Annotated in this window: 18 protein-coding genes; 8 read left to right on the forward strand and 10 right to left on the reverse strand. The window is 74.0% G+C overall.

The annotated features are described in order from the left end of the window. The 4 genes from HDA31_RS26935 (at position 1) to HDA31_RS26950 (ending at position 2966) form a co-directional block, all read left to right on the forward strand. Complete coding sequence (locus HDA31_RS26935) at positions 1 to 333, forward strand: YkvA family protein (protein WP_178063084.1); 333 nt, start codon at positions 1 to 3, stop codon at positions 331 to 333. Between the two features lie 86 nt (positions 334 to 419). Continuing rightward, complete coding sequence (locus HDA31_RS26940) at positions 420 to 827, forward strand: TIGR03618 family F420-dependent PPOX class oxidoreductase (RefSeq protein WP_178063083.1); 408 nt, start codon at positions 420 to 422, stop codon at positions 825 to 827. Between the two features lie 186 nt (positions 828 to 1013). Continuing rightward, a complete protein-coding gene (locus tag HDA31_RS26945; protein WP_246384297.1) occupies positions 1014 to 2111 on the forward strand; it encodes an ice-binding family protein in 1098 nt (365 codons plus the stop codon). 231 nt (positions 2112 to 2342) lie between these two features. After that, entirely contained in the window at positions 2343 to 2966 is a 624-nt protein-coding gene (locus HDA31_RS26950; protein ID WP_178063082.1) for a hemerythrin domain-containing protein, read from the forward strand. 97 nt (positions 2967 to 3063) lie between these two features. Here the strand turns inward: HDA31_RS26950 and HDA31_RS26955 are convergent, their stop codons facing one another. The 3 genes from HDA31_RS26955 to HDA31_RS26965 all read right to left on the reverse strand — a co-directional run bounded on the left by HDA31_RS26955 (position 3064) and on the right by HDA31_RS26965 (position 4922). Then, complete coding sequence (locus tag HDA31_RS26955) at positions 3064 to 3306, reverse strand: ferredoxin (protein WP_178067056.1); 243 nt, start codon at positions 3304 to 3306, stop codon at positions 3064 to 3066. Positions 3307 to 3325: 19 nt separating this feature from the next. Next, a complete protein-coding gene (locus tag HDA31_RS26960; protein WP_178063081.1) occupies positions 3326 to 4528 on the reverse strand; it encodes a cytochrome P450 in 1203 nt (400 codons plus the stop codon). A 208-nt stretch (positions 4529 to 4736) separates the two neighbouring features. Further along, on the reverse strand, positions 4737 to 4922 hold the full coding sequence (locus tag HDA31_RS26965) for an antitoxin (RefSeq protein WP_074475219.1): 186 nt from the start codon (positions 4920 to 4922) through the stop codon (positions 4737 to 4739). Positions 4923 to 5161: 239 nt separating this feature from the next. Here HDA31_RS26965 and HDA31_RS26970 point away from each other — a divergent pair, with 239 nt between their 5' ends. Further along, the gene (locus tag HDA31_RS26970) at positions 5162 to 6391 is read left to right on the forward strand and encodes an AI-2E family transporter (RefSeq protein ID WP_246384295.1); all 1230 of its coding nucleotides are present in this window, start codon (positions 5162 to 5164) and stop codon (positions 6389 to 6391) included. A 60-nt stretch (positions 6392 to 6451) separates the two neighbouring features. Here HDA31_RS26970 and HDA31_RS26975 read toward each other — a convergent pair whose 3' ends face one another. Beyond that, a complete protein-coding gene (locus tag HDA31_RS26975; protein ID WP_178063080.1) occupies positions 6452 to 7135 on the reverse strand; it encodes a dienelactone hydrolase family protein in 684 nt (227 codons plus the stop codon). Between the two features lie 126 nt (positions 7136 to 7261). On the opposite strand from HDA31_RS26975, the gene HDA31_RS26980 reads away from it, so the two are divergent. The 3 genes from HDA31_RS26980 to HDA31_RS26990 all read left to right on the forward strand — a co-directional run bounded on the left by HDA31_RS26980 (position 7262) and on the right by HDA31_RS26990 (position 8327). After that, positions 7262 to 7654, forward strand: coding sequence for a MerR family transcriptional regulator (locus HDA31_RS26980; RefSeq protein ID WP_074475221.1), 393 nt, complete (start codon positions 7262 to 7264; stop codon positions 7652 to 7654). Next, positions 7624 to 7980 carry a thioredoxin family protein gene (locus HDA31_RS26985; RefSeq protein ID WP_281370219.1) on the forward strand — a complete coding sequence of 119 codons (357 nt, stop codon included), beginning with the start codon at positions 7624 to 7626 and terminating at the stop codon, positions 7978 to 7980. The genes HDA31_RS26980 and HDA31_RS26985 overlap by 31 nt, the downstream gene beginning before the upstream one ends. Before the next feature lie 164 nt (positions 7981 to 8144). After that, the gene (locus tag HDA31_RS26990; RefSeq protein WP_178063079.1) at positions 8145 to 8327 is read left to right on the forward strand and encodes a hypothetical protein; all 183 of its coding nucleotides are present in this window, start codon (positions 8145 to 8147) and stop codon (positions 8325 to 8327) included. Between the two features lie 63 nt (positions 8328 to 8390). On the opposite strand, the gene HDA31_RS26995 is transcribed toward HDA31_RS26990, so the two are convergent. The 6 genes from HDA31_RS26995 to HDA31_RS27020 all read right to left on the reverse strand — a co-directional run bounded on the left by HDA31_RS26995 (position 8391) and on the right by HDA31_RS27020 (position 17515). Next, on the reverse strand, positions 8391 to 10763 hold the full coding sequence (locus HDA31_RS26995; protein WP_178063078.1) for a glycoside hydrolase family 65 protein: 2373 nt from the start codon (positions 10761 to 10763) through the stop codon (positions 8391 to 8393). Then, positions 10760 to 11512 (reverse strand): beta-phosphoglucomutase family hydrolase, encoded by a 753-nt coding sequence (locus tag HDA31_RS27000; RefSeq protein WP_178063077.1) that lies wholly within the window; start codon positions 11510 to 11512, stop codon positions 10760 to 10762. Before HDA31_RS27000 ends, HDA31_RS26995 begins: the two co-directional genes overlap by 4 nt. Before the next feature lie 165 nt (positions 11513 to 11677). After that, a complete protein-coding gene (locus HDA31_RS27005) occupies positions 11678 to 12145 on the reverse strand; it encodes a DUF4442 domain-containing protein (RefSeq protein ID WP_178063076.1) in 468 nt (155 codons plus the stop codon). 429 nt (positions 12146 to 12574) lie between these two features. After that, positions 12575 to 13753, reverse strand: coding sequence for a hypothetical protein (locus HDA31_RS27010; RefSeq protein WP_178063075.1), 1179 nt, complete (start codon positions 13751 to 13753; stop codon positions 12575 to 12577). Between the two features lie 137 nt (positions 13754 to 13890). Further along, positions 13891 to 15204: an ABC transporter ATP-binding protein gene (locus HDA31_RS27015; RefSeq protein WP_083302699.1), complete on the reverse strand. Its 1314-nt coding sequence runs from the start codon at positions 15202 to 15204 to the stop codon at positions 13891 to 13893. 121 nt (positions 15205 to 15325) lie between these two features. After that, positions 15326 to 17515 (reverse strand): bifunctional glycosyltransferase/CDP-glycerol:glycerophosphate glycerophosphotransferase, encoded by a 2190-nt coding sequence (locus HDA31_RS27020; RefSeq protein ID WP_178063074.1) that lies wholly within the window; start codon positions 17513 to 17515, stop codon positions 15326 to 15328. Positions 17516 to 17522: the final 7 nt, after the last annotated feature.

Consider the following 17522-nt stretch of genomic DNA (forward strand, 5'->3'; position numbering starts at 1 on the left):
ATGACGGAGCGCACCTGGCTGCTGGTCGTCGTCGGCCTCTTCGCGGCGGCGACGCTCGTCGGGGCCGTCGTGCTCGCCGTACGGGTGGTCCGCACCCGCAAGCTGCTCGGCACGCTGGGCGTCGGCGGCAAGGTCGCCTTCTGGGGCGCGCTGGCCTACACGATCTTCCCGATCGACGCGCTCCCCGACCCGATCTACCTCGACGACATCGGGGTGCTCGCCGCCGCCCTGCTCTACCTGGGCCGACTGGTCCGGCAGCGCCGTGCCGCCCAGCGGCAGCTCCCCGGCCAGCCCGGGCCGCAGGAGGGCAGGACCCGCCGCCCGGTCGGCTGAACCCGTGCCATGATCGGGGCCGGGCCCCGCGTGCGGGAACCGCACAGGGCCCGCGCAGGGCGGCCGGATCGGACGGGGGCGGGACAATGCCGGGCGACCATCGGCTGGGCATCGACGACGAACGGGTCCTCGCGTTCTGCCGGGAACGGCACCTGGCCACCCTGACGACGCTGCGCGCGGACGGCACCCCGCACGTCGTACCGGTCGGGATGACCCTCGACCCGGCGGCCGGGCTGGCCCGGGTGATCACGTCGGGCACGTCGGCCAAGGCCCGGCACGTCGCGGCGGCCGGCGCGGCGGGCGCCCCGGTGGCGGTCTGCCACGTCGACGGGAGACGCTGGCTGACCGTGGAGGGCCGGGCGGTGCTGCGGGCCGACCCGGCGTCGGTCGCCGAGGCCGAGCGCCGCTACGCCGAGCGCTACCGCGTCCCGCGCCCCAACCCGCAGCGGGTCGTCATCGAGATCGCCGTGACCCGGGTGTTGGGCAGTCTCTGACCGGACGACCGGTCCGGCTGGGTGGTCGAGACGAACACCCAGGCTGACCCCTAGCAAATTTGGACCTTTGGGAGCAAAAGACGCTTTAGTGTGTCAAAGTCCGGTTACGCATAGTATGTAACCGGTGTCATCGGGGAGCCGCCGTGATGGCGGGAACCCCGAGGCGCACCACGAGAGGGCCACATCGTGACACGCACCAAAGTCCGACGACTCCGCCGCGCGGTACTGCCGGCGCTCGCAGCCGTCACCGCCACCGGCGCCGCCGTAGCTGTGCTGATCTTCAGCGGCACCGGCGCGAGCGCCGCGGAAGCGCCGGTCAACCTGGGAACGGCGGCGAACTTCTCCGTGCTGGCCGGCTCCACGGTGACCAACACCGGGCCGAGCTTCCTGGCACAGAGCCTCGGCGTCCATCCCGGCAACACCGCGCCGGGTTTCCCACCGGGCGTCGTGGCCGGCGAGATCCACCTCGGCGACGCCGTCGCCCTCCAGGCCAAGAACGACCTCACCACCGCCTACAACGACGCCGCCGGCCGGACCCCGTTCACCATCCTCCCCGCGGAACTCGGCGGCACCACGCTCACGCCCGGGGTGTACCGGATCGGTGCCGCGCAACTGACCGGCACCCTGACGCTCAACACGCAGGGCGACCCGGCCGCCGTGTTCATCTTCCAGATCGAGTCCACACTCATCACTGCCTCCGGCAGCAGCGTGGTGTTCATCAACGGCGCCTCACCCTGCAACGTCTACTGGCAGGTGGGCAGTTCCGCGACGCTCGGGACGGGCACGCAGTTCGTGGGCAACATCCTGGCCCAGGCTTCGATCACCATGAACACCGGTGCCACTCTCCAGGGCCGCGCCCTGGCCCAGACCGGCGCCGTCACCCTCGACACCAACACCATCACCCAGCCCGTCTGCCTCGGGCCGACGGGCACCCCAACCACAACCCCCACGGGCACCCCGACCGGCCAGCCCACGGGCACCCCGACCGGCCAACCGACGGGCACGCCAACCGGCCAGCCCACGGGCACCCCGACCGGCCAGCCCACGGGCACCCCGACCGGCCAACCGACGGGCACGCCAACCGGCCAGCCCACGGGCACCCCGACCGGGCAGCCCACGCCAACACCGACCGGATACCCCACCCCGAGCCGCACAGCGCTGCCGGTGACCGGGGGTAACGACGGTGCCGCGTCGCTGCCCCTCCTGACCGGCATCGGCGGGATCGCGCTCACCACCGGCGTGGCCTTGTTGATCGTCTACCGACGGAGGATGTCCGAGTCCTGACGGGAAGGCCCCGGCGGCCGGTCATCGGCCGCCGGGGCACCACTGCTGCGTACGCGCGGCGGTGAGCAGGGGCCCCAGCCGCGCCCGCGGCGTTGATCGGGGCCCCTTCCCGCTGCTCGGGCCGGGCGAACTGGACGACGGCCGATTCCCTCCACTGTCATGGGTTCGCTCGAACAGCGCAGGGTACCTGCCCCAGCACCGACCGATCCGCAACCGGTAAGGGGCACCGACATGACCGACCCGCAGAGCACGACCGGCCGCCCGCAGGGCGTGGCCGACCAGGACGTCGTGGACGTGCTGGTCGCCGACCACCGCGAGGTGGAGGCGATCTTCGTGGAGTTGGAGGGCCGGCAGGGCACCCCGGAGCACCGCCGGCAGCTCGCCGACGTGGTGATCGCCGAGTTGGTCCGCCACTCGGTCGCCGAGGAGCAGTACGTCTACCCGGCAGCCCGCCGCGCGCTGCCCGACGGCGACCAGCTCGCCGAGCACGAGATCGCCGAGCACGCCGAGGCCGAGCGGACCATGAAGGAGCTGGAGTCGGTCGACCCGTCGGAGGCCCGGTTCGAGCCACTGCTGGCCCACCTGACCAAGGCGATCCGCCACCACGTGCAGGAGGAGGAGTCCGACCTGTTCCCCCGGCTGCGCGCCGCGATGGCCCGGGAGGAACTGGTGGAGCTGGCCGGCAAGGTGCGGGCGGCGAAGAGGTCGGCACCGACCCGGCCGCACCCGGGCGCGCCGGACCACCCGCCGGCGAACCGGCTGTTCGCCCCCGGCACCGGCCTGGTGGACCGGCTCCGGGACGCCCTCGCCGGCCGCCCCACCTCCATGGAGGAGCTGCGCGAGAAGCAGCTCTGACGACACGACCCGCGCTGCCGCCCGCCGGGTCCTCCCCCGGGCGACCCGGCCGGCGGCGACGGCTGTCGTCCTCAGTGGACGGCGGGCGCGTCGCCGGTCAGGGCTCGGGGGCGATCTGCCGGCGGCTGTCCGCCTCGGAGACGAGGATCGCCTCCATCGGGCAGGAGTCGGCCGCGTCGAGCACCGCCTGCGCCGGGGCCACCCGCTCGGCCAGCGGGCGGGACAGCCCGTCGACCAGTTCGAAGTGCTTGGGCGCCGTGCCGGCGCAGATGCCCGAGCCGATGCACCGGGTCGGGTCGACGTGTAGCTGCCACCCCGGGCCGGGCTGTCCTTCCGCCATGCTCACCTGTTCCTCCCCCTCACCAGGCCACCGGCATCGCGGTGAGGCCGCGTACCAGCAGGCCGCTCTTCCAGACCAGCTCCGGCTCGGGCACCGCCAGGCGCAACTGCGGGGTGCGGTCGAGCAGGGTGTCCAGCACCACCTGGAGCTCCATCCGGGCGAGCTGGGCGCCGACGCAGTGGTGCACCCCGTGCCCGAAGCCCAGGTGCGGGTTGACCTTCCGGCCCAGGTCGAGCCGGTCGGCGTCGGCGAAGACCGTCTCGTCCCGGTTGGCCGACGGGATCGACACGACCACCGGCTCGCCCGCGCGCACGAGCACGCCGCCGATCTCGACGTCCTCCTTCGCGTAGCGGGCGAAGGCGGCGGTCGCGCCGAGCGGGACGAAGCGCATCAGCTCCTCGACCGCGCGGGGGACCAGCGTCCGGTCCGCCCGCAGCCGGGCCCACTCGTCGGGGTGGTGCAGCAGGACGTACACGAAGTTCGGGATCTGGGTGACGGTGGTCTCGTGGCCGGCGGCGAGCAGCCCCGCAGCGAGCTGGACCACCTCCCCCTCGCTGAGCCGGTCGTCGGCGTCGCGGGCCCGGACCATCGCGCCGATCAGGTCGTCGGTCGGCTCGTCGCGTCGCAGCGCGATCAGCTCGCCCATGTACGCGAACAGGTTGTCGATGTACTGCTGGATCTGCTCCTGGCTCAACGAGGTGGTCGAGACGATCGCCTCCGACCAGGTGTGGAACCGGTCCTGGTCGGCGACCGGCACACCGAGCAGGTCGCAGATGACCCGGATCGGCAGCGGGGTGGCCAGGTGTTCCACCAGGTCGGCCGGCGGGCCGGCGGCGAGCAGGTTGTCGACCAGCTCGTCGGCCACCTGTCGAGTGCGGGGCCGCAGCTCCTCGACCCGGCGCGCGGTGAACGCGCGGGCCACGAGCCGGCGCAGTCGGGTGTGGTCGGGCGGGTCCATGGACAGGATGCCGCCCCGGATCTGCCGGGCCGTGTTGCGCGGCTCGTCGCGCCCCACGGCGGCGGCCCGGCTGAACCGGGCGTCGCCGAGCACCGTGCGCACGTCGGCGTGCCGGGTGGCCAGCCAGGCCGGCTCGCCGTACGGCAGGCGGACGCGGATCAGCGGCTCGTCCCGGCGCAGCCGGGCGTAGCGCGGATCGAGGTCGAGCCGGTCGGGATCGCCGAACGGGTAGCGCTGGATCGTCGCCTCGGATGTGTCGGTCACCGGATGACTCCCTCTCGTCCGCGGCCCCGCCGTCGGGCCGCCCGGTCCGCCGGGGGCGACCCACCTGGAGTCATGCCCCGAATACGGATCGTAGCGAGAGAGCTCGATGGTCGGCCAGTGAGCGGGACCGGTTTTCCGGTTCCGGACCGCCCTGGCACGACGGTCCCGGGCCGCCGCAGGGCGACGGCCCGGGACCGGGCTGGCCGGGTCAGCGCGGCGAGGTGTCGCCCCCGCCGGTGCGCCGCTGGGCCATGTCGACGCCCTTGTCGACCTGCTTGTCGTACTTGCCGCCGCTGCGCCGGTCGGCCATGTCGCCGGCCTTCTCGATGCCCTGGTCGACCTGCTTGTCGTGCTTGTCGGCGAGGTCCTTGGCCTTGTCCATGAAGTCACCCACGCGCGGTCCCCCTCCTCCGCTGGATCCCTCCGCCGCCTGCCCGGCGGAGGCGTTGCCTGGTGGCGGCGTTCCCTGTCCCATCAGCCACAAACCGCCGCCGGGCCGGTCGCGCGCCGGGCGACCTTGGACAGTTCGCGTTCCGTCCGGACGACAACTGTCCAAGATTGGTACGGAGAGCGCGGGGTGTCGGGGGAGCGGTGTCCGGGTAACGGGGAGCTCGCCGAGAGTGGGAGGCTGACGTGGTCGACGACGGTGGCGGGGACACGACGGACGGCGGGCGACGTGCCCGGCCCGCGACGGACGGCGGGGACGTCCGGGCGGCGACGGACGGCGGGCGCGTCCGGGCGGCGACGGACGAGGGGCGGGGCGGCCCGCCCGTGACCGGCGCGGGGCAGGGGGCGGGGCCGCGCCAGGCGTGGGCCGGGCTGCCGTGGCTCGTCCGCTCGGCCGTGCTGTGGAGCGCCTGCCTGGTGGTGGTCGTCGCCGGGCTGTACCTGGTCGGGAAGATCGCCGTGCTGCTGGCCCCGCTGGCGATCGCGCTGGCCGCGACGCTCTTCCTCACCGCCCTGCTCGACCCGGTGCTGCTCCTGCTGCGCCGACTCCGGCTGCCGGCGGCGCTCGCCGCCCTGCTCACCGTGCTGTTCCTGCTCGGCATCCTGGTCGGCGTCGGGGTGCTGGTGTGGAACCTGACCGCCAGCCAGTTCAGCGAGCTGAGCCAGGAACTCGACCAGGGGCTCCAGCGGACGCGGGACTTCGTCACCTCCACCCTCCCGGTCACCGACGACCAGCTCGACAAGCTGATCCGGCAGACCCGGGACGGGCTGGGCGGCGGCGCTCCCGACCCGGTCGGCGGGGCGCGGACGGCCGCCGAGGTCGCCGGTTCCGTCCTGCTCTCCCTGGTGCTGCTCTTCTTCCTGCTCAAGGACGGCCGGTCCATGTGGCACTGGGTGCTGCGCCGCACGACCGGCCCCAACCGGGACGTCGCCGCCGAGGCCGGCCGGGTGGGCTGGCGGACGCTCGGCGCGTACAGCCGGGGGACGATGATCATCGCGGCGATCGACGCGCTCGGGATCGGCCTGGCCCTGGTGCTGCTCCGGGTGCCGCTCGCCCTGCCGCTGGCCCTGATCACCTTCCTCGGCGGGTTCGTCCCCATCATCGGGGCCACCGTGGCCGGGGCGGTGGCGGTGCTGGTGGCGCTCGCCGCCAAGGGGCCGACCGTCGCCCTGCTCACCCTGGCCGCCGTGATCGCCGTACAGCAGATCGAGGGCAACCTGCTGGAGCCGCTGGTGATGAAGCGGCAGGTCCAGCTGCACCCGGCGGTGGTCCTGGTGGCGGTGACGGCCGGCACGCTGATCGCCGGCATCGCCGGGGCGTTCGTCTCGGTGCCGATCACGGCGGTCGCCTACCGGGTGATCGACACCGTGCAGCGGCACCGGCAGGCCGCCGCCCGGCCGCCCGCACCGGCCTGACCCGCCGCCGGCCGCCGCCCGGCCCGGCGTCAGGCGGGCGGGGGTCAGGCGGGCGCGGGGTCAGGCGGGCGGGCGCAGGTGGGTGGCGAACCAGTCGGCCGCCGCGTCGGCGACCTGCTTCAGCGCGCCCGGCTCCTCGAACAGGTGGGTCGCGCCGGGCACCACCCGCAGCTCGCCCGCCTCCCCCAGCTCCGCCACCGCCTGTTCGTTCAGCGTGATCACCTGCTCGTCCAGGCCGCCCACCAGCAGCAACGTCGGGGCGGCCACCCGTGACAGGGCGACGCCGGCCAGGTCCGGCCGGCCGCCCCGGGAGACCACGGCCCACACCCGCTCGGGGCGGGCCGCCGCGGCGACCAGCGCGGCGGCGGCGCCGGTGCTCGCGCCGAACAGGCCCACCGGCAGCCGGGCCAGCGCCGGCTCGACGCCCGTCCAGTCCACGATCGCGGCCAGCCGGTCGGCGAGCAGCCCGATGTCGAACCGGAGTTCGGCCGTACGGGCGTCGACCCGGTCCTCCTCCGGCGTGAGCAGGTCCACCAGCACCGTGCCGAGCGCCCGCTCGTTCAGCGCCCCCGCCACGGCCGTGTTCCGGGGGCTGTGCCGGGAACTGCCGCTGCCGTGCGCGAAGACCACGACCCCCGTGGCCCCGGCCGGGACCAGCACGTCGGCCGACAGCCCTGCGTCACCCGCCGGGATGGTGACCTCGCCGCCCCGGGTCGTCGTGCCCACCTGTCCACGTGCCGCCATCGCACACCCCCCACGGACTCCGCCTCGTCCGGTGCCGCTTACCCGCCCCGGCGGCCGGGATTCGCCGTTGCCTTGACATCGGCGGCAAGGTCTAGCGTGACGGTCGGTGGCGGCGAAGGAGGTCGGATGCTGATCGGTGAGCTGGCGGAACGCGCCGGCACGAGCACCCGGACCCTGCGGTACTACGAGGCGCAGGGGCTGGTCCGGCCCCGACGCTCCGCCAACGGCTACCGCGTCTACGACGAGGCGGAGCTGCGGGTCGTACACGAGATCCGGGCCCTGCTCGCGGTGGGCTTCGGCCTGGACGACATCCGGCCGTTCGTGGCCTGCCTCCGGGCCGGGCACGCCTCCGGGGACGTCTGCCCCGACTCGGTGGCCGTGCTGCGCCGCAAGCTGGCCGAGGTGGACGCCTACCTCGACCGGCTCGGCGCGGTACGGCGACAACTGCACGACCAACTCGCCCAGGCCATCGCGTACCGGGAGGAAACATGCCTCAGGAAGCGGGAACGTCCCCGCTGACCGCCGTCACCGACGCCTCGTTCGCCGCCACGGTGCTCGCCGCCGACCGGCCGGTGGTCGTCGACTTCTGGGCCGAATGGTGCCCGCCGTGCGTGGTGGTCTCCCGGAGCCTCGCCGAGCTGGCCGTGGAGTTCGGCGACCGGCTGCGCATCGTCACGCTGAACACCGACGAGAACCCGGCGACGACCCGGGCGTACCGGGTGATGTCGATGCCGACCCTGCTGGTGTTCCGCGGTGGGGAGGTGGTCGGCTCGACCGTCGGGGCGCGCCCCAAGAGCAACCTGCGGCTGAGCTTCGCCCGGCACCTGGAGCCCTGGCGGCCCTGACCCGGCCGGGCCGCCGCCCCCAGTCCGCCATCCGCCATCCGCCGCCGGCCGCTGTTTGCCGCCCGTGGATGGCGCGGCCGCTGTTTGCCGCCGGGCCGGGCGGGAAGGCCCGGGGTGACCGCAGCACCGGCGCAGCCGCGCCCCGACGGATCGCGAGGATCGTCATGGCCCGACGACAGGACAGGTCCAGGCAGCAGACCGCCGAGCGGGACGAGCAGCGGGAACGGGACGCCGAGCGCAGCCGGGACTGGGCGGACGAGGCGGCGCAGGCCCGCACCGCCGACGACCCGCGTGCCGTCGCCCCGCACGACGCGGCCGGTCGGCCCTCCAACGGGCGACAGTTCTGACCCTTCCCCGGCCGGTCGGGGAAGCGCCCCGACCGACCGGGAACGCCCGCCGGGGGGACGGGCTCAGCCGGGCTGCTCCGGGAGGCGGAGCAGCGGCGCCCGGCCGGGCGGCTGCTCCGGTTCGGTGTCCGGCGGCGTGAACGGCGGCACCGGCACGGTGACCGGCTCCGCGTAGGTCACCCGCACCTTCTCGCCGTGGTGCCGCAGCTCCACCACGTCGCCGGAGCGGCCGTGGCGCAGCGCGTACGTCGTCTGGTGCGCCCGGACGTCGACCCGCAGCCGCAGTCCCCGCCACTGCAACGAGAACTCCAGCCGGTCGAGCCGGCTCGACAACCGGGGCGCGAACGCGAGCATCCCGTCGTGGTCGCGCAGCCCGCCGAACCCGGCGACCAGGGCGATCCACGCCCCGGCGAGGGACGCCATGTGCACCCCGTCGCGGGTGTTCTCGTTGAGGTCGTGCAGGTCCATCAGCGCGGCCTCGCGCAGGTACCGGTGGGCCAGCTCCAGATAGCCGACCTCGGCGGCGATCACCGCCTGCGTGCAGGCCGACAGCGACGAGTCCCGCACGGTGCGCCGCTCGCAGTAGAGGAAGTTGCGCCGCTTCTGCTCCTCGGTGAACGCGTCGCCCCGCCAGTGCATGGCGAGCACCAGGTCGGCCTGCTTGATGACCTGCTTGCGATACAGGTCGAAGTACGGGTAGTGCAGCAGTAGCGGGTACTTCTCGGTCGGCGTGTGCTCGAAGTCCCACTCCTGGAGCCGGGTGAACCCCTCCACCTGCTCGTGCACGTCGACGCCCTCGTCGTACGGGACGCACATCGCGTTCGCCGCGTCCCGCCAGGCCGCCGCCTCCTCCTCGGTGACCCCCAGGTCGATCGCCTGGTCCCGGAAGCGCATCGCGCACTCGGCGGCGGTGAGCAGGTTCCGCTGCGCCATCAGGTTGGTGTAGACGTTGTCGTTCTTCACGGCCGTGTACTCGTCGGGGCCGGTCACGCCGTCGATGTGGAACCGGCCGTGCCGGTCGTGGTGGCCGAGGGAGCGCCACAGCCGGGCCGTCTCGATCAGCAGCTCCAGGCCGATCTCCCGCTCCAGCGCCTCGTCGCCGGTGACCAGCACATACCGGCGCAGCGCGTCGGCCACGTCGGCGGCGATGTGGAACGCCGCCGTCCCCGCCGGCCAGTACGCCGACGACTCCGGCCCCTCGATCGTGCGCCACGGGAACGCCGCGCCGGCCAGGTTCAGCGTGCGGGCCCGCTCCTGCGCCTGGGCGAGGGTGGAGTGCCGCCAGTACAGGGCGTCGCGCACCGCCCCCGGCTGGGTGTAGGTGAGCACGGGCAGCACGAACATCTCGGTGTCCCAGAACGCGTGCCCGTCGTACCCCGGGCCGGTGAGGCCCTTCGCGGAGATCGGTCGGCGTTCGGCCCGCGCCCCGGCCTGGAGCACGTGGAACAGCCCGAACCGCACCGCCTGCTGCACCTCCGGGTCGCCCTCGACCCGGACGTCGGCGGCGTCCCAGAACTCGTCGAGGTATTCCCGCTGCTCCCGGCGCAGCCCGTCCCAGCTGTCGAGGCGGGCCGCGGTGAGGGCCGCCCCGACCTGGTCGCGCAGCGCCGGCAGCGACCGGCGGCTCGACCAGCCGTACGCCAGGTACTTGACCACCCGTAGCTTCTCGCCGGGCTTGAGCACGCAGCCGACGGTGGTGCGCACCCAGTCCTCGTACCCCTCGGTGGTGACGGTGGTGTGCTCCGGCGCGTGCACGTCGTGGTCCATGGCGGCGGCCACCCGCAGCCCGCTGACCTTGGTGCGGTGGATGAGCAGCCCGCCGTCGTTGGTGGTCAGCTCCTCCTCGGCCTGCAACGGCGACTCCAGCACCGCCGCCACCCGGGGGTCGCGGCTCTGCGCCGGCAGGGACTCGTTGGCCACCAGCTCCGACTGGAGGATCAGCCGCAGCGGCCCGTCGACCGCCTCCACCTCGTAGTTGATGGCGGCGACGGAGCGCTGGGTGAACGACACCAGCCGGGTGCTGCGCACCTTGACCTCGCGCCCGGCCGGGGTACGCCAGTGCAGCTCCCGGTGCAGGGTGCCGGCGCGCAAATCGAGGACCCGCTCGTGGGCGAGGAGCTCGCCGTACCGGACGTCGAGGGGCTCGTCGTCGACGAGCAGCCGGATCAGCTTGCCGTTGGTGACGTTGACGATGGTCTGGCCGGACTCGGGGAAGCCGAACCCGGCCTCCGCGTACGGCAGGGGGCGCAGCTCGTAGAAGCTGTTCAGGTACGTCCCGGGCAGGCCGTGCGGCTCGCCCTCGTCGAGGTTGCCGCGCAGGCCGATGTGCCCGTTGGAGAGCGCGAAGACCGACTCGGACTGGGCCAGGACGTCCATGTCGAGCCGGGTCTCCCGGATGTGCCAGGGCTCCACCGGATAGGCGCGTTCCCGGATCATGCGTCGGGCCTCCTGTCCACCAGGTCGGCGAGGTCGGTCACCACGACGTCCGCCCCGTGCCCGCGCAACTCGTCGGCCTGGCCCACCCGGTCGACGCCCACGACGTACCCGAATCCGCCGGCCCGGCCGGCGGCGACCCCGGCGAGGGCGTCCTCGAAGACGGCGGCCCGCGCGGGGTCGACGCCGAGCAGCTTCGCGCCGGCCAGGAACGTGTCGGGGTGTGGCTTGCCGCGCAGCCCCTGCTCGCGGGCGACCACCCCGTCGACCCGCGCTTCCAGCAGCGGCTCCAGCCCGGCGGAGGCGACGACGTCGCGGCAGTTGGCGCTGGCCGAGACGACGGCGCGGCGCAGGCCGGCGGCGGCCGCCGCCCGCAGGTACGTCACGGAGCCCGGATAGACCTCGACCCCGTCGGTGTGGATGCGCTTGAGCAGGACGGCGTTCTTCCGGTTGCCGACGCCGTGGACGGTGTCCGCGTCGGGCGGGTCGTCGGGCGAGCCCTCCGGCAGCACGATGCCCCGGGAGGCGAGGAACGACCGCACCCCGTCGGCGCGGGGCTTGCCGTCGACGTACCGGTTGTAGTCGGGCCCCGGGTCGAACGGCCGGTACGGCTCGCCGGTGGCCGCCGCCCGGCGCTGGAGGAACGCGTCGAACGTCTCGGTCCACGCGGCGTTGTGCACCCGGGCGGTCTGCGTCAGCACACCGTCCAGGTCGAAGAGACACGCGGTCACGTGAGCAGGCAGGCCCAGCACGCTACGAATCTATCCACCCCCGGAACCCCCGAAACCCCTCTGAGAAGGAAGGGCCCCCTGTTAACGCCTACGGTATAGAAGGGTCCCCTTCTCACCGCGCGCGGCGCGCGGGGGCGCGCGGGGGCGCGCGGCGCGCGGCGCGCGGGTGGGGATCGGGGCGCGGGGTCAGCGGTGGGGGCGCAGCGTCCACACGACGGTCATCGCCGAGGTCGGCGTGCCGTCCTCGGTGCCGATCTCCACGTCGACGGGGAACTCGGGCCGCTGCCCGGCCTCCAGCTCCGCGAGCACCTCGGGCGCCGGCCGACCGAGCCGCGCGGTCGCCAGCACCGGCCCCGTCGCCACCTTCCGGTACGCGATCTCGGCCCGCACCGCGAGCGGCACCACCCGGTCGAGGAGCTGCCCGAACGCGGCAAGCACCACCGCGCCGGAGGCGGTCTCGCCGAGGGCGAACAGCGCTCCGGCGTGCGGGCCGCCGACGTGGTTGTGGTTGGCCGGCGAGTCGGGCAGCCGGACCACGGCGCGCACGCCGCCCTCGGCCTCCGGGGCCACCTCGACGAATTCGACGCCGAGGGTGCGGGCGAACGGCACCGCCTCCAGCATGCCGGCGGCGACCTGGCGCGAGTCGATGGTCATGCCCGCACGCTACTCCGCAGTAACTTGCGGCTCAAGCATCCGGCGGGGCCAGCCGGGCGGGAAGGTCCACTGTGCGCACCACGACGGTGCCCGACCCCCGACAGCTCGACCCTCGACAGCTCGACAGCCGGCCCCGGACAAGCCCGACCGCACGGGCACGCGCACAGGACCGCGCCCGATCAGGGATCGAGTGGCCACGTCGCGCCCGAATGACAACTCTTTCCGCGATCGAGCACGATCATGCGGGGTCGCGCGCCATCACTCGGGGTCGAGCACGATCATGCGCGACCGAGCACGATCATGCGGGACCGAGCGCCATCACTCGGGAACGAGCGCCATCACGCGGGACCGAGCGCCATCACGCGGGGTCGAGCGCGGTCAGGCGCGCCGAGCCGACCCGCGACGGGCCCGGGAATCCCCGGGCCGGCGTCAGAAGAGGTTGCCGATGGTACGGATGATCTCGGCGTAGAAGTTGCCCTCGATGCTGCGGAACAGCGCGAACCCCTCCCCCGGGCTGCCGAAGAACGGGCGCAGCGTCCAGGCGAGCTGGGTGCCGACGAAGCCGAACAGCAGGATCCACACGTACAGCAGGGTCATGCTGGCCGGACGCTGCGCGTCGGGTACGGGGCGGCGGGCCGCCGGGTCCGGCCACTGCCGGTACTGCGGTGCCGGGTAGCCGGGCGGGAGCAGGCCCGGCCCGGCCGGCACCAGGTGCTGCCCGGCCACCACCTGCTGCGGCGGGACGCCGACCGCGACGGGTACGGGCGCGGCGATGGGCTCCCCGGCCGCGGTCGCCGGGGCGGCGGGGGTGGCCGGAGCCGCCGTTACCGCCGGAGCAGCAGGAGCAGCCGGAACCGCCGGAGCGGCCGGGACCGCCGGGGTCGCGGCGCCCGCGCCGTTCGCGCCGACCGCCACCGGCTCGGCGGCGGGCTGGTCGGCGGCCTGCGGCGTCACCTGAGCAGCCGGCACCGCCAAAGCCGGCGCGCCCGGAGCAGCCGGAGCCGAAGCCGCCGGAGCCGAAGCCGGAGCAGCCGGAACCAGGGCAGCGAGAGCCGGAGCAGCCGGGGCTACGGCCGGCGCGGCGACGGGAGGAGCCGCCGCCGGGGTGAGCAGGCCGTGGGCGTTGAGCACCTGCATCCCGCCGGTCAGGAAGCGCAGCCCGACCACCGCGCTCAGCGTCAGGATCGCGACGTTGAGCAGCTTGAAGAAGCCGTAGTCCGGGGCGGTGATCAGGAAGAACAGGCTGATCGGCGCGAACGCCACGGCGAGCATCGAGGTGACGGTGATCGCCACCATCACCAGCGCCAGCGACTGCCGCACCGACAGCCGGGCCCCGAACACGAGGTTGAACAGGTAGAGCGTGGGCAGGCAGATGGCGAGGGTGACCAGGAACAGCAGGGGCAGCTTGACCGCCGACGTCAGCGCCATCAGCACGCTGTGGAACGCGCCCAGCACCGCGCCGTAGCAGGCCAGGGCGACGCCGGAGCTGGCCAGCATGCGCAGGGTGAGGCCGTTGAGCTCACGGTCGGCCACGATCTGCTGCCAGACGCCCTGCCGGTCGCGCAGGATGCGCTCGATGACGAGCGGGCTCGGACGGTCACCCGACACGGGCTGACCCCTTTCTGACACCGTGCTCAGTGGACGAGGTCCGCTGACCGTAGGGCACCGCCCACCCCGCCCGCCACCCCGCTCCGCGCCGGACCGCGCCGCGCCGGCCCGCGCCGCGCCAGATCGAGACGGGTCGCTCAGCGCCAGCCCACGTCGATCCGGTCGCCGCGCTCGTCGAAGAAGTGCAGGGCGTCCATGCGTACGGAGATGGCCAGCGGATGCCCGGGGCTGACCGCCGGGTACGGGGCGAGCCGTACCGCCAGCTCGGCGGGGCGGCGGTGGTGCCGGCCCGGGTCGTTGAGCACGCTGGTGCGGTTGCCGCCGTCCCGGTTCTGCTCGGCGGGGGCCGCCTCGGCGTCACCGGAGCGCCCGGTGAGCCGCTGCATGACCTGCCCGAACCGGCGCAGCCCGCGCTGGCCGCCGCTGGTCTCCTCGGCCCGGTTGCCCATCTCGTCGACCACGATCGCGGTGGCCCCGATGTCGAGGAAGGCCAGCGACTCGTGGCCGTGGTGCTCCAGGTAACGGATCCGGCCCTGGAGGACGTGCCCGGGGGTGTCGGGCGCGACCGGGGTGAGCGCCTCGGCCCGCATCCCGACCACGATCCGCTCGCCGTGGTAGTGCGCGACGGCCCGGCTGCGGATGTCGTCCCAGGGCAGGTAGAGCGACTGCTCGCCGAGGTTCAGCGCGACGTACCGGTCGAGGTGGACGTAGACCGACGCCTCCAGCAGGTTCATCCTCGGGCTGCCGAGGAACGCGGCGACGTAGAGGGTGGCCGGCCGCCCGTACACCTGGGTGGGGGTGCCGACGTCCTGGAGGACGCCCTTGCGCATGATCGCCACCCGGTCGGCCATGGTGAGCGCCTCGGCCTGGTCGTGGGTGACGTAGATGGTGGTGACGCCCAGCTCGCGGGTGAGGGCGGAGATCTCCGCGCGCAGCTCCGCCCGCAGGCCGCTGTCGAGGTTCGACAGCGGCTCGTCCATCAGGAACAGGCCGGGCCGGCGGACGATGGCCCGGCCCATCGCGACCCGCTGGCGCTGCCCGCCCGAGAGCTGGCTGGGCTTGCGGCCCAGCACGTCGCCGATGCCCAGCGCGCTGGCCACGTCGGCGACCCGCTCCCCGCGCGGCGACGGGTCGACCCCGGCCAGCCGCAGGGGGAAGCCGATGTTGTCGCCCACCGTCATGTGCGGGTAGAGGGCGAAGTCCTGGAAGACCATGGCGATCTTCCGGTCCCGGGGCGGCAGGTCGTTGGCCAGCTCGCCGTCGAGCAGCACCGCGCCGGCGCTCGGGTCCTCCAGCCCCGCGATCATCCGCAGCACCGTCGACTTCCCACAACCCGACGGGCCGAGCAGGACCATGAACTCCCCGTCGTTCACGTCCAGGTTTATCTTGTCGACGGCCACCGTGCCGTCCTGAAATACCTTGGTCACATCCTTGAGCGCGACGGTTGTCACCGTCTCCTCCCCCAGCCCCTCGGTTGAACCCCGAATGAATGTGACCAGGATCATGGACGCCGCACATCGGGTAAACGTGCCATGTTCGGCTCGTGACAGACCTATTACATGAACCTGCGGTTCAGCCGCCTTCCCCCAGGAACACCCGCCGGACGACCCGCTCGGCGGCCTGCCCGTCCTCCAGCGCGCAGAACCGCTCGCGGAACCGGCGGCGGGCCGCCGTGGCGGCCTCGGCGTCGACCGCGCCGGAGCGGAACAGGTCCAGCAGGCCGGGGAAGCTGGTGGTCACCGCGCCGGGCGGCTCGGCGAGCAGGTCGAGGTAGACGCCCCGGGCCAGCCGGTACGCCTCCCAGTCCGGGGCGTAGACCACGATCGGCCGGTCCAGCACGGCGTAGTCGAACATCGCCGACGAGTAGTCGGTGACCAGCACGTCGGCGGCCAGGTAGAGGTCCTCCACCCGGTCGTGCCCGCTGACGTCGCGCACCCGCGCGGGACCGGGCGACGGGCTGGCGGCCGCCGACCGCCGGTCCCGGTCGGCGAAGTAGTGGCTGCGCATCAGCAGCACGCCGGCCGGGCCGAGCGCGTCACACAGCAGCTCCGGGTCGAACGGCGGCCGGTAGCCGGGCAGGTGCTCGCGGTGCGTCGGCGCGTACAGCACGACCCGGTCGCCGGCGGCGAGGCCGAGCCGGGCGCGCACCTCGCGCACGTCGCTGTCGGTGGCGGTGACCAGCCGGTCGTTGCGCGGGTAGCCCACCTCCAGGGTGGTGTACGCGGCCGGGTACGCCCGCTCCCACATCTGGGTGGAGAAGCTGTTCGCCGAGACGCTGTAGTCCCAGCGGTCCACCCGGCGCAGCAGCTTCGCGAAGTCCATCCCGACCGCGCCGACCGGGTACCGCTGCTGGTCCAGCCCCATCACCTTCACCGGGGTGCCGTGGTGGGTCTGCACGTGCACCGACCCGGGACGCTTGCGCACGAAGTCGGGGAAGTTGACGTTGTTGACCAGCCACGTCGCCCGCGCCAGCACGCGGTGGTACTCGCGGGTGCCGGCGACCACGTACTCCACGCCGGGCGGCAGGGACGCGACCCGGTCCCGCCGGACGATCCACACGCCGCGCACGTGCGGGGCCATCCGGCGGGCCGCCTCGTAGATCGCGGCCGGGTTGCAGGCGTACCCCCGGAACCAGTAGGCGGCGTAGACGGCGAGCTGCGGGTCGAGCGGCCGGCGCAGCTCGGCCAGGTAGTACTCGCGCAGCACCGCGTCCCGGCCCAGCCGGGCGGCCCGGCGGGCAACGGGCCTGCCCCGGCGGACCTGCCGCCCGGCGGCCTCCCGGGCCTGGTTGGCGGCCCGCAGCGCGCTGAACGTCCGCCACCGGCCGGCGGCGACCAGCCGGTGCTTGAGCCCCTCGACCCCCGGCGGGGACGGGTAGCCGCCGGGCGGCAGCCAGCGGGCGTGGTCGGCGGTGATCCGGTCGAAGAAGGCCGGCCGCAGCTCGGGGGCGATCCGCTCGCCGTTGCCGAGCACCGTCAGGTAGTGCCAGATCATCCGTTCGAAGACCGCCGGCCGCAGGCCGTCGGCCGGCGGGGTCCGCCCGTCCATCCACCGGAACACCCGGTGCCACTGGACGAAGACCTCGAAGTGCCGGTCGCCCCGGGTACGGGTGATCGCGCCGGCCCGCCGCTGCCGGTAGTTGAGGCAGACCCGGTCGAGCACCCCGATCCGCTCGGCGGCCAGCAGCAGCGGGAAGCTGAACGCGACGTCCTCGTACCAGCCGGGCTCGAAGCGCAGCCCGAGGTCGACCAGGAACTCCCGCCGCACCAGCCGGTTCCAGGCGGTGTGCAGCAGCCGCAGCGCCTCCGGCCGCTCGGCCAGCCGGAACGGCTCCTCGCCGGGCGGGGTGGGGAAGACGTCGGCCATCGCGCTGCGGGTGGCCCGCCCGTCCCAGCGCACCCGCACATGGTCGACGAGCAGCACGTCGGGGCGGGTCCGGCGCAGCCGGGCGGCCACCTCGGCGAGGCAGTCGGGGGCGAGCCAGTCGTCGCCGTCGACGAACCAGACGTACTCGCCGCCGGCCCGGTCCAGCCCGACGTTGCGGGCCGGACCGAGGCCGACGTTGTCGTCGAGCCGGACGGCGTGCACCCGGTGGTCCCGGGCCGCGTACTCGGCGAGGATGTCGCCGCTGCCGTCCGGCGAGTGGTCGTCGACGCCGATGACCTCGACGTCGTCGAACGGTTGGCCGAGGATCGAGTCGAGGCACTCGCTCAGGTAGGCCTGCACCCGGTAGGCCGGTACGACGAAGCTGATCAGCGTCATCGGCCGG

The organism is Micromonospora carbonacea (assembly GCF_014205165.1).
Classification (GTDB): domain Bacteria; phylum Actinomycetota; class Actinomycetes; order Mycobacteriales; family Micromonosporaceae; genus Micromonospora; species Micromonospora carbonacea.

What these genes read in the sequence shown, in the direction of transcription:
- HDA31_RS26935 (WP_178063084.1), top strand. Translation starts at nt 1, where the DNA reads ATGACGGAGCGCACCTGGCTGCTGGTCGTCGTCGGCCTCTTCGCGGCG.
- HDA31_RS26940 (WP_178063083.1), top strand. Translation starts at nt 420, where the DNA reads ATGCCGGGCGACCATCGGCTGGGCATCGACGACGAACGGGTCCTCGCG.
- HDA31_RS26950 (WP_178063082.1), top strand. Translation starts at nt 2,343, where the DNA reads ATGACCGACCCGCAGAGCACGACCGGCCGCCCGCAGGGCGTGGCCGAC.
- HDA31_RS26955 (WP_178067056.1), bottom strand. Translation starts at nt 3,306, where the DNA reads ATGGCGGAAGGACAGCCCGGCCCGGGGTGGCAGCTACACGTCGACCCG.
- HDA31_RS26975 (WP_178063080.1), bottom strand. Translation starts at nt 7,135, where the DNA reads ATGGCGGCACGTGGACAGGTGGGCACGACGACCCGGGGCGGCGAGGTC.
- HDA31_RS26980 (WP_074475221.1), top strand. Translation starts at nt 7,262, where the DNA reads ATGCTGATCGGTGAGCTGGCGGAACGCGCCGGCACGAGCACCCGGACC.
- HDA31_RS26985 (WP_281370219.1), top strand. Translation starts at nt 7,624, where the DNA reads ATGCCTCAGGAAGCGGGAACGTCCCCGCTGACCGCCGTCACCGACGCC.
- HDA31_RS26990 (WP_178063079.1), top strand. Translation starts at nt 8,145, where the DNA reads ATGGCCCGACGACAGGACAGGTCCAGGCAGCAGACCGCCGAGCGGGAC.
- HDA31_RS26995 (WP_178063078.1), bottom strand. Translation starts at nt 10,763, where the DNA reads ATGATCCGGGAACGCGCCTATCCGGTGGAGCCCTGGCACATCCGGGAG.
- HDA31_RS27005 (WP_178063076.1), bottom strand. Translation starts at nt 12,145, where the DNA reads ATGACCATCGACTCGCGCCAGGTCGCCGCCGGCATGCTGGAGGCGGTG.
- HDA31_RS27020 (WP_178063074.1), bottom strand. Translation starts at nt 17,515, where the DNA reads ATGACGCTGATCAGCTTCGTCGTACCGGCCTACCGGGTGCAGGCCTAC.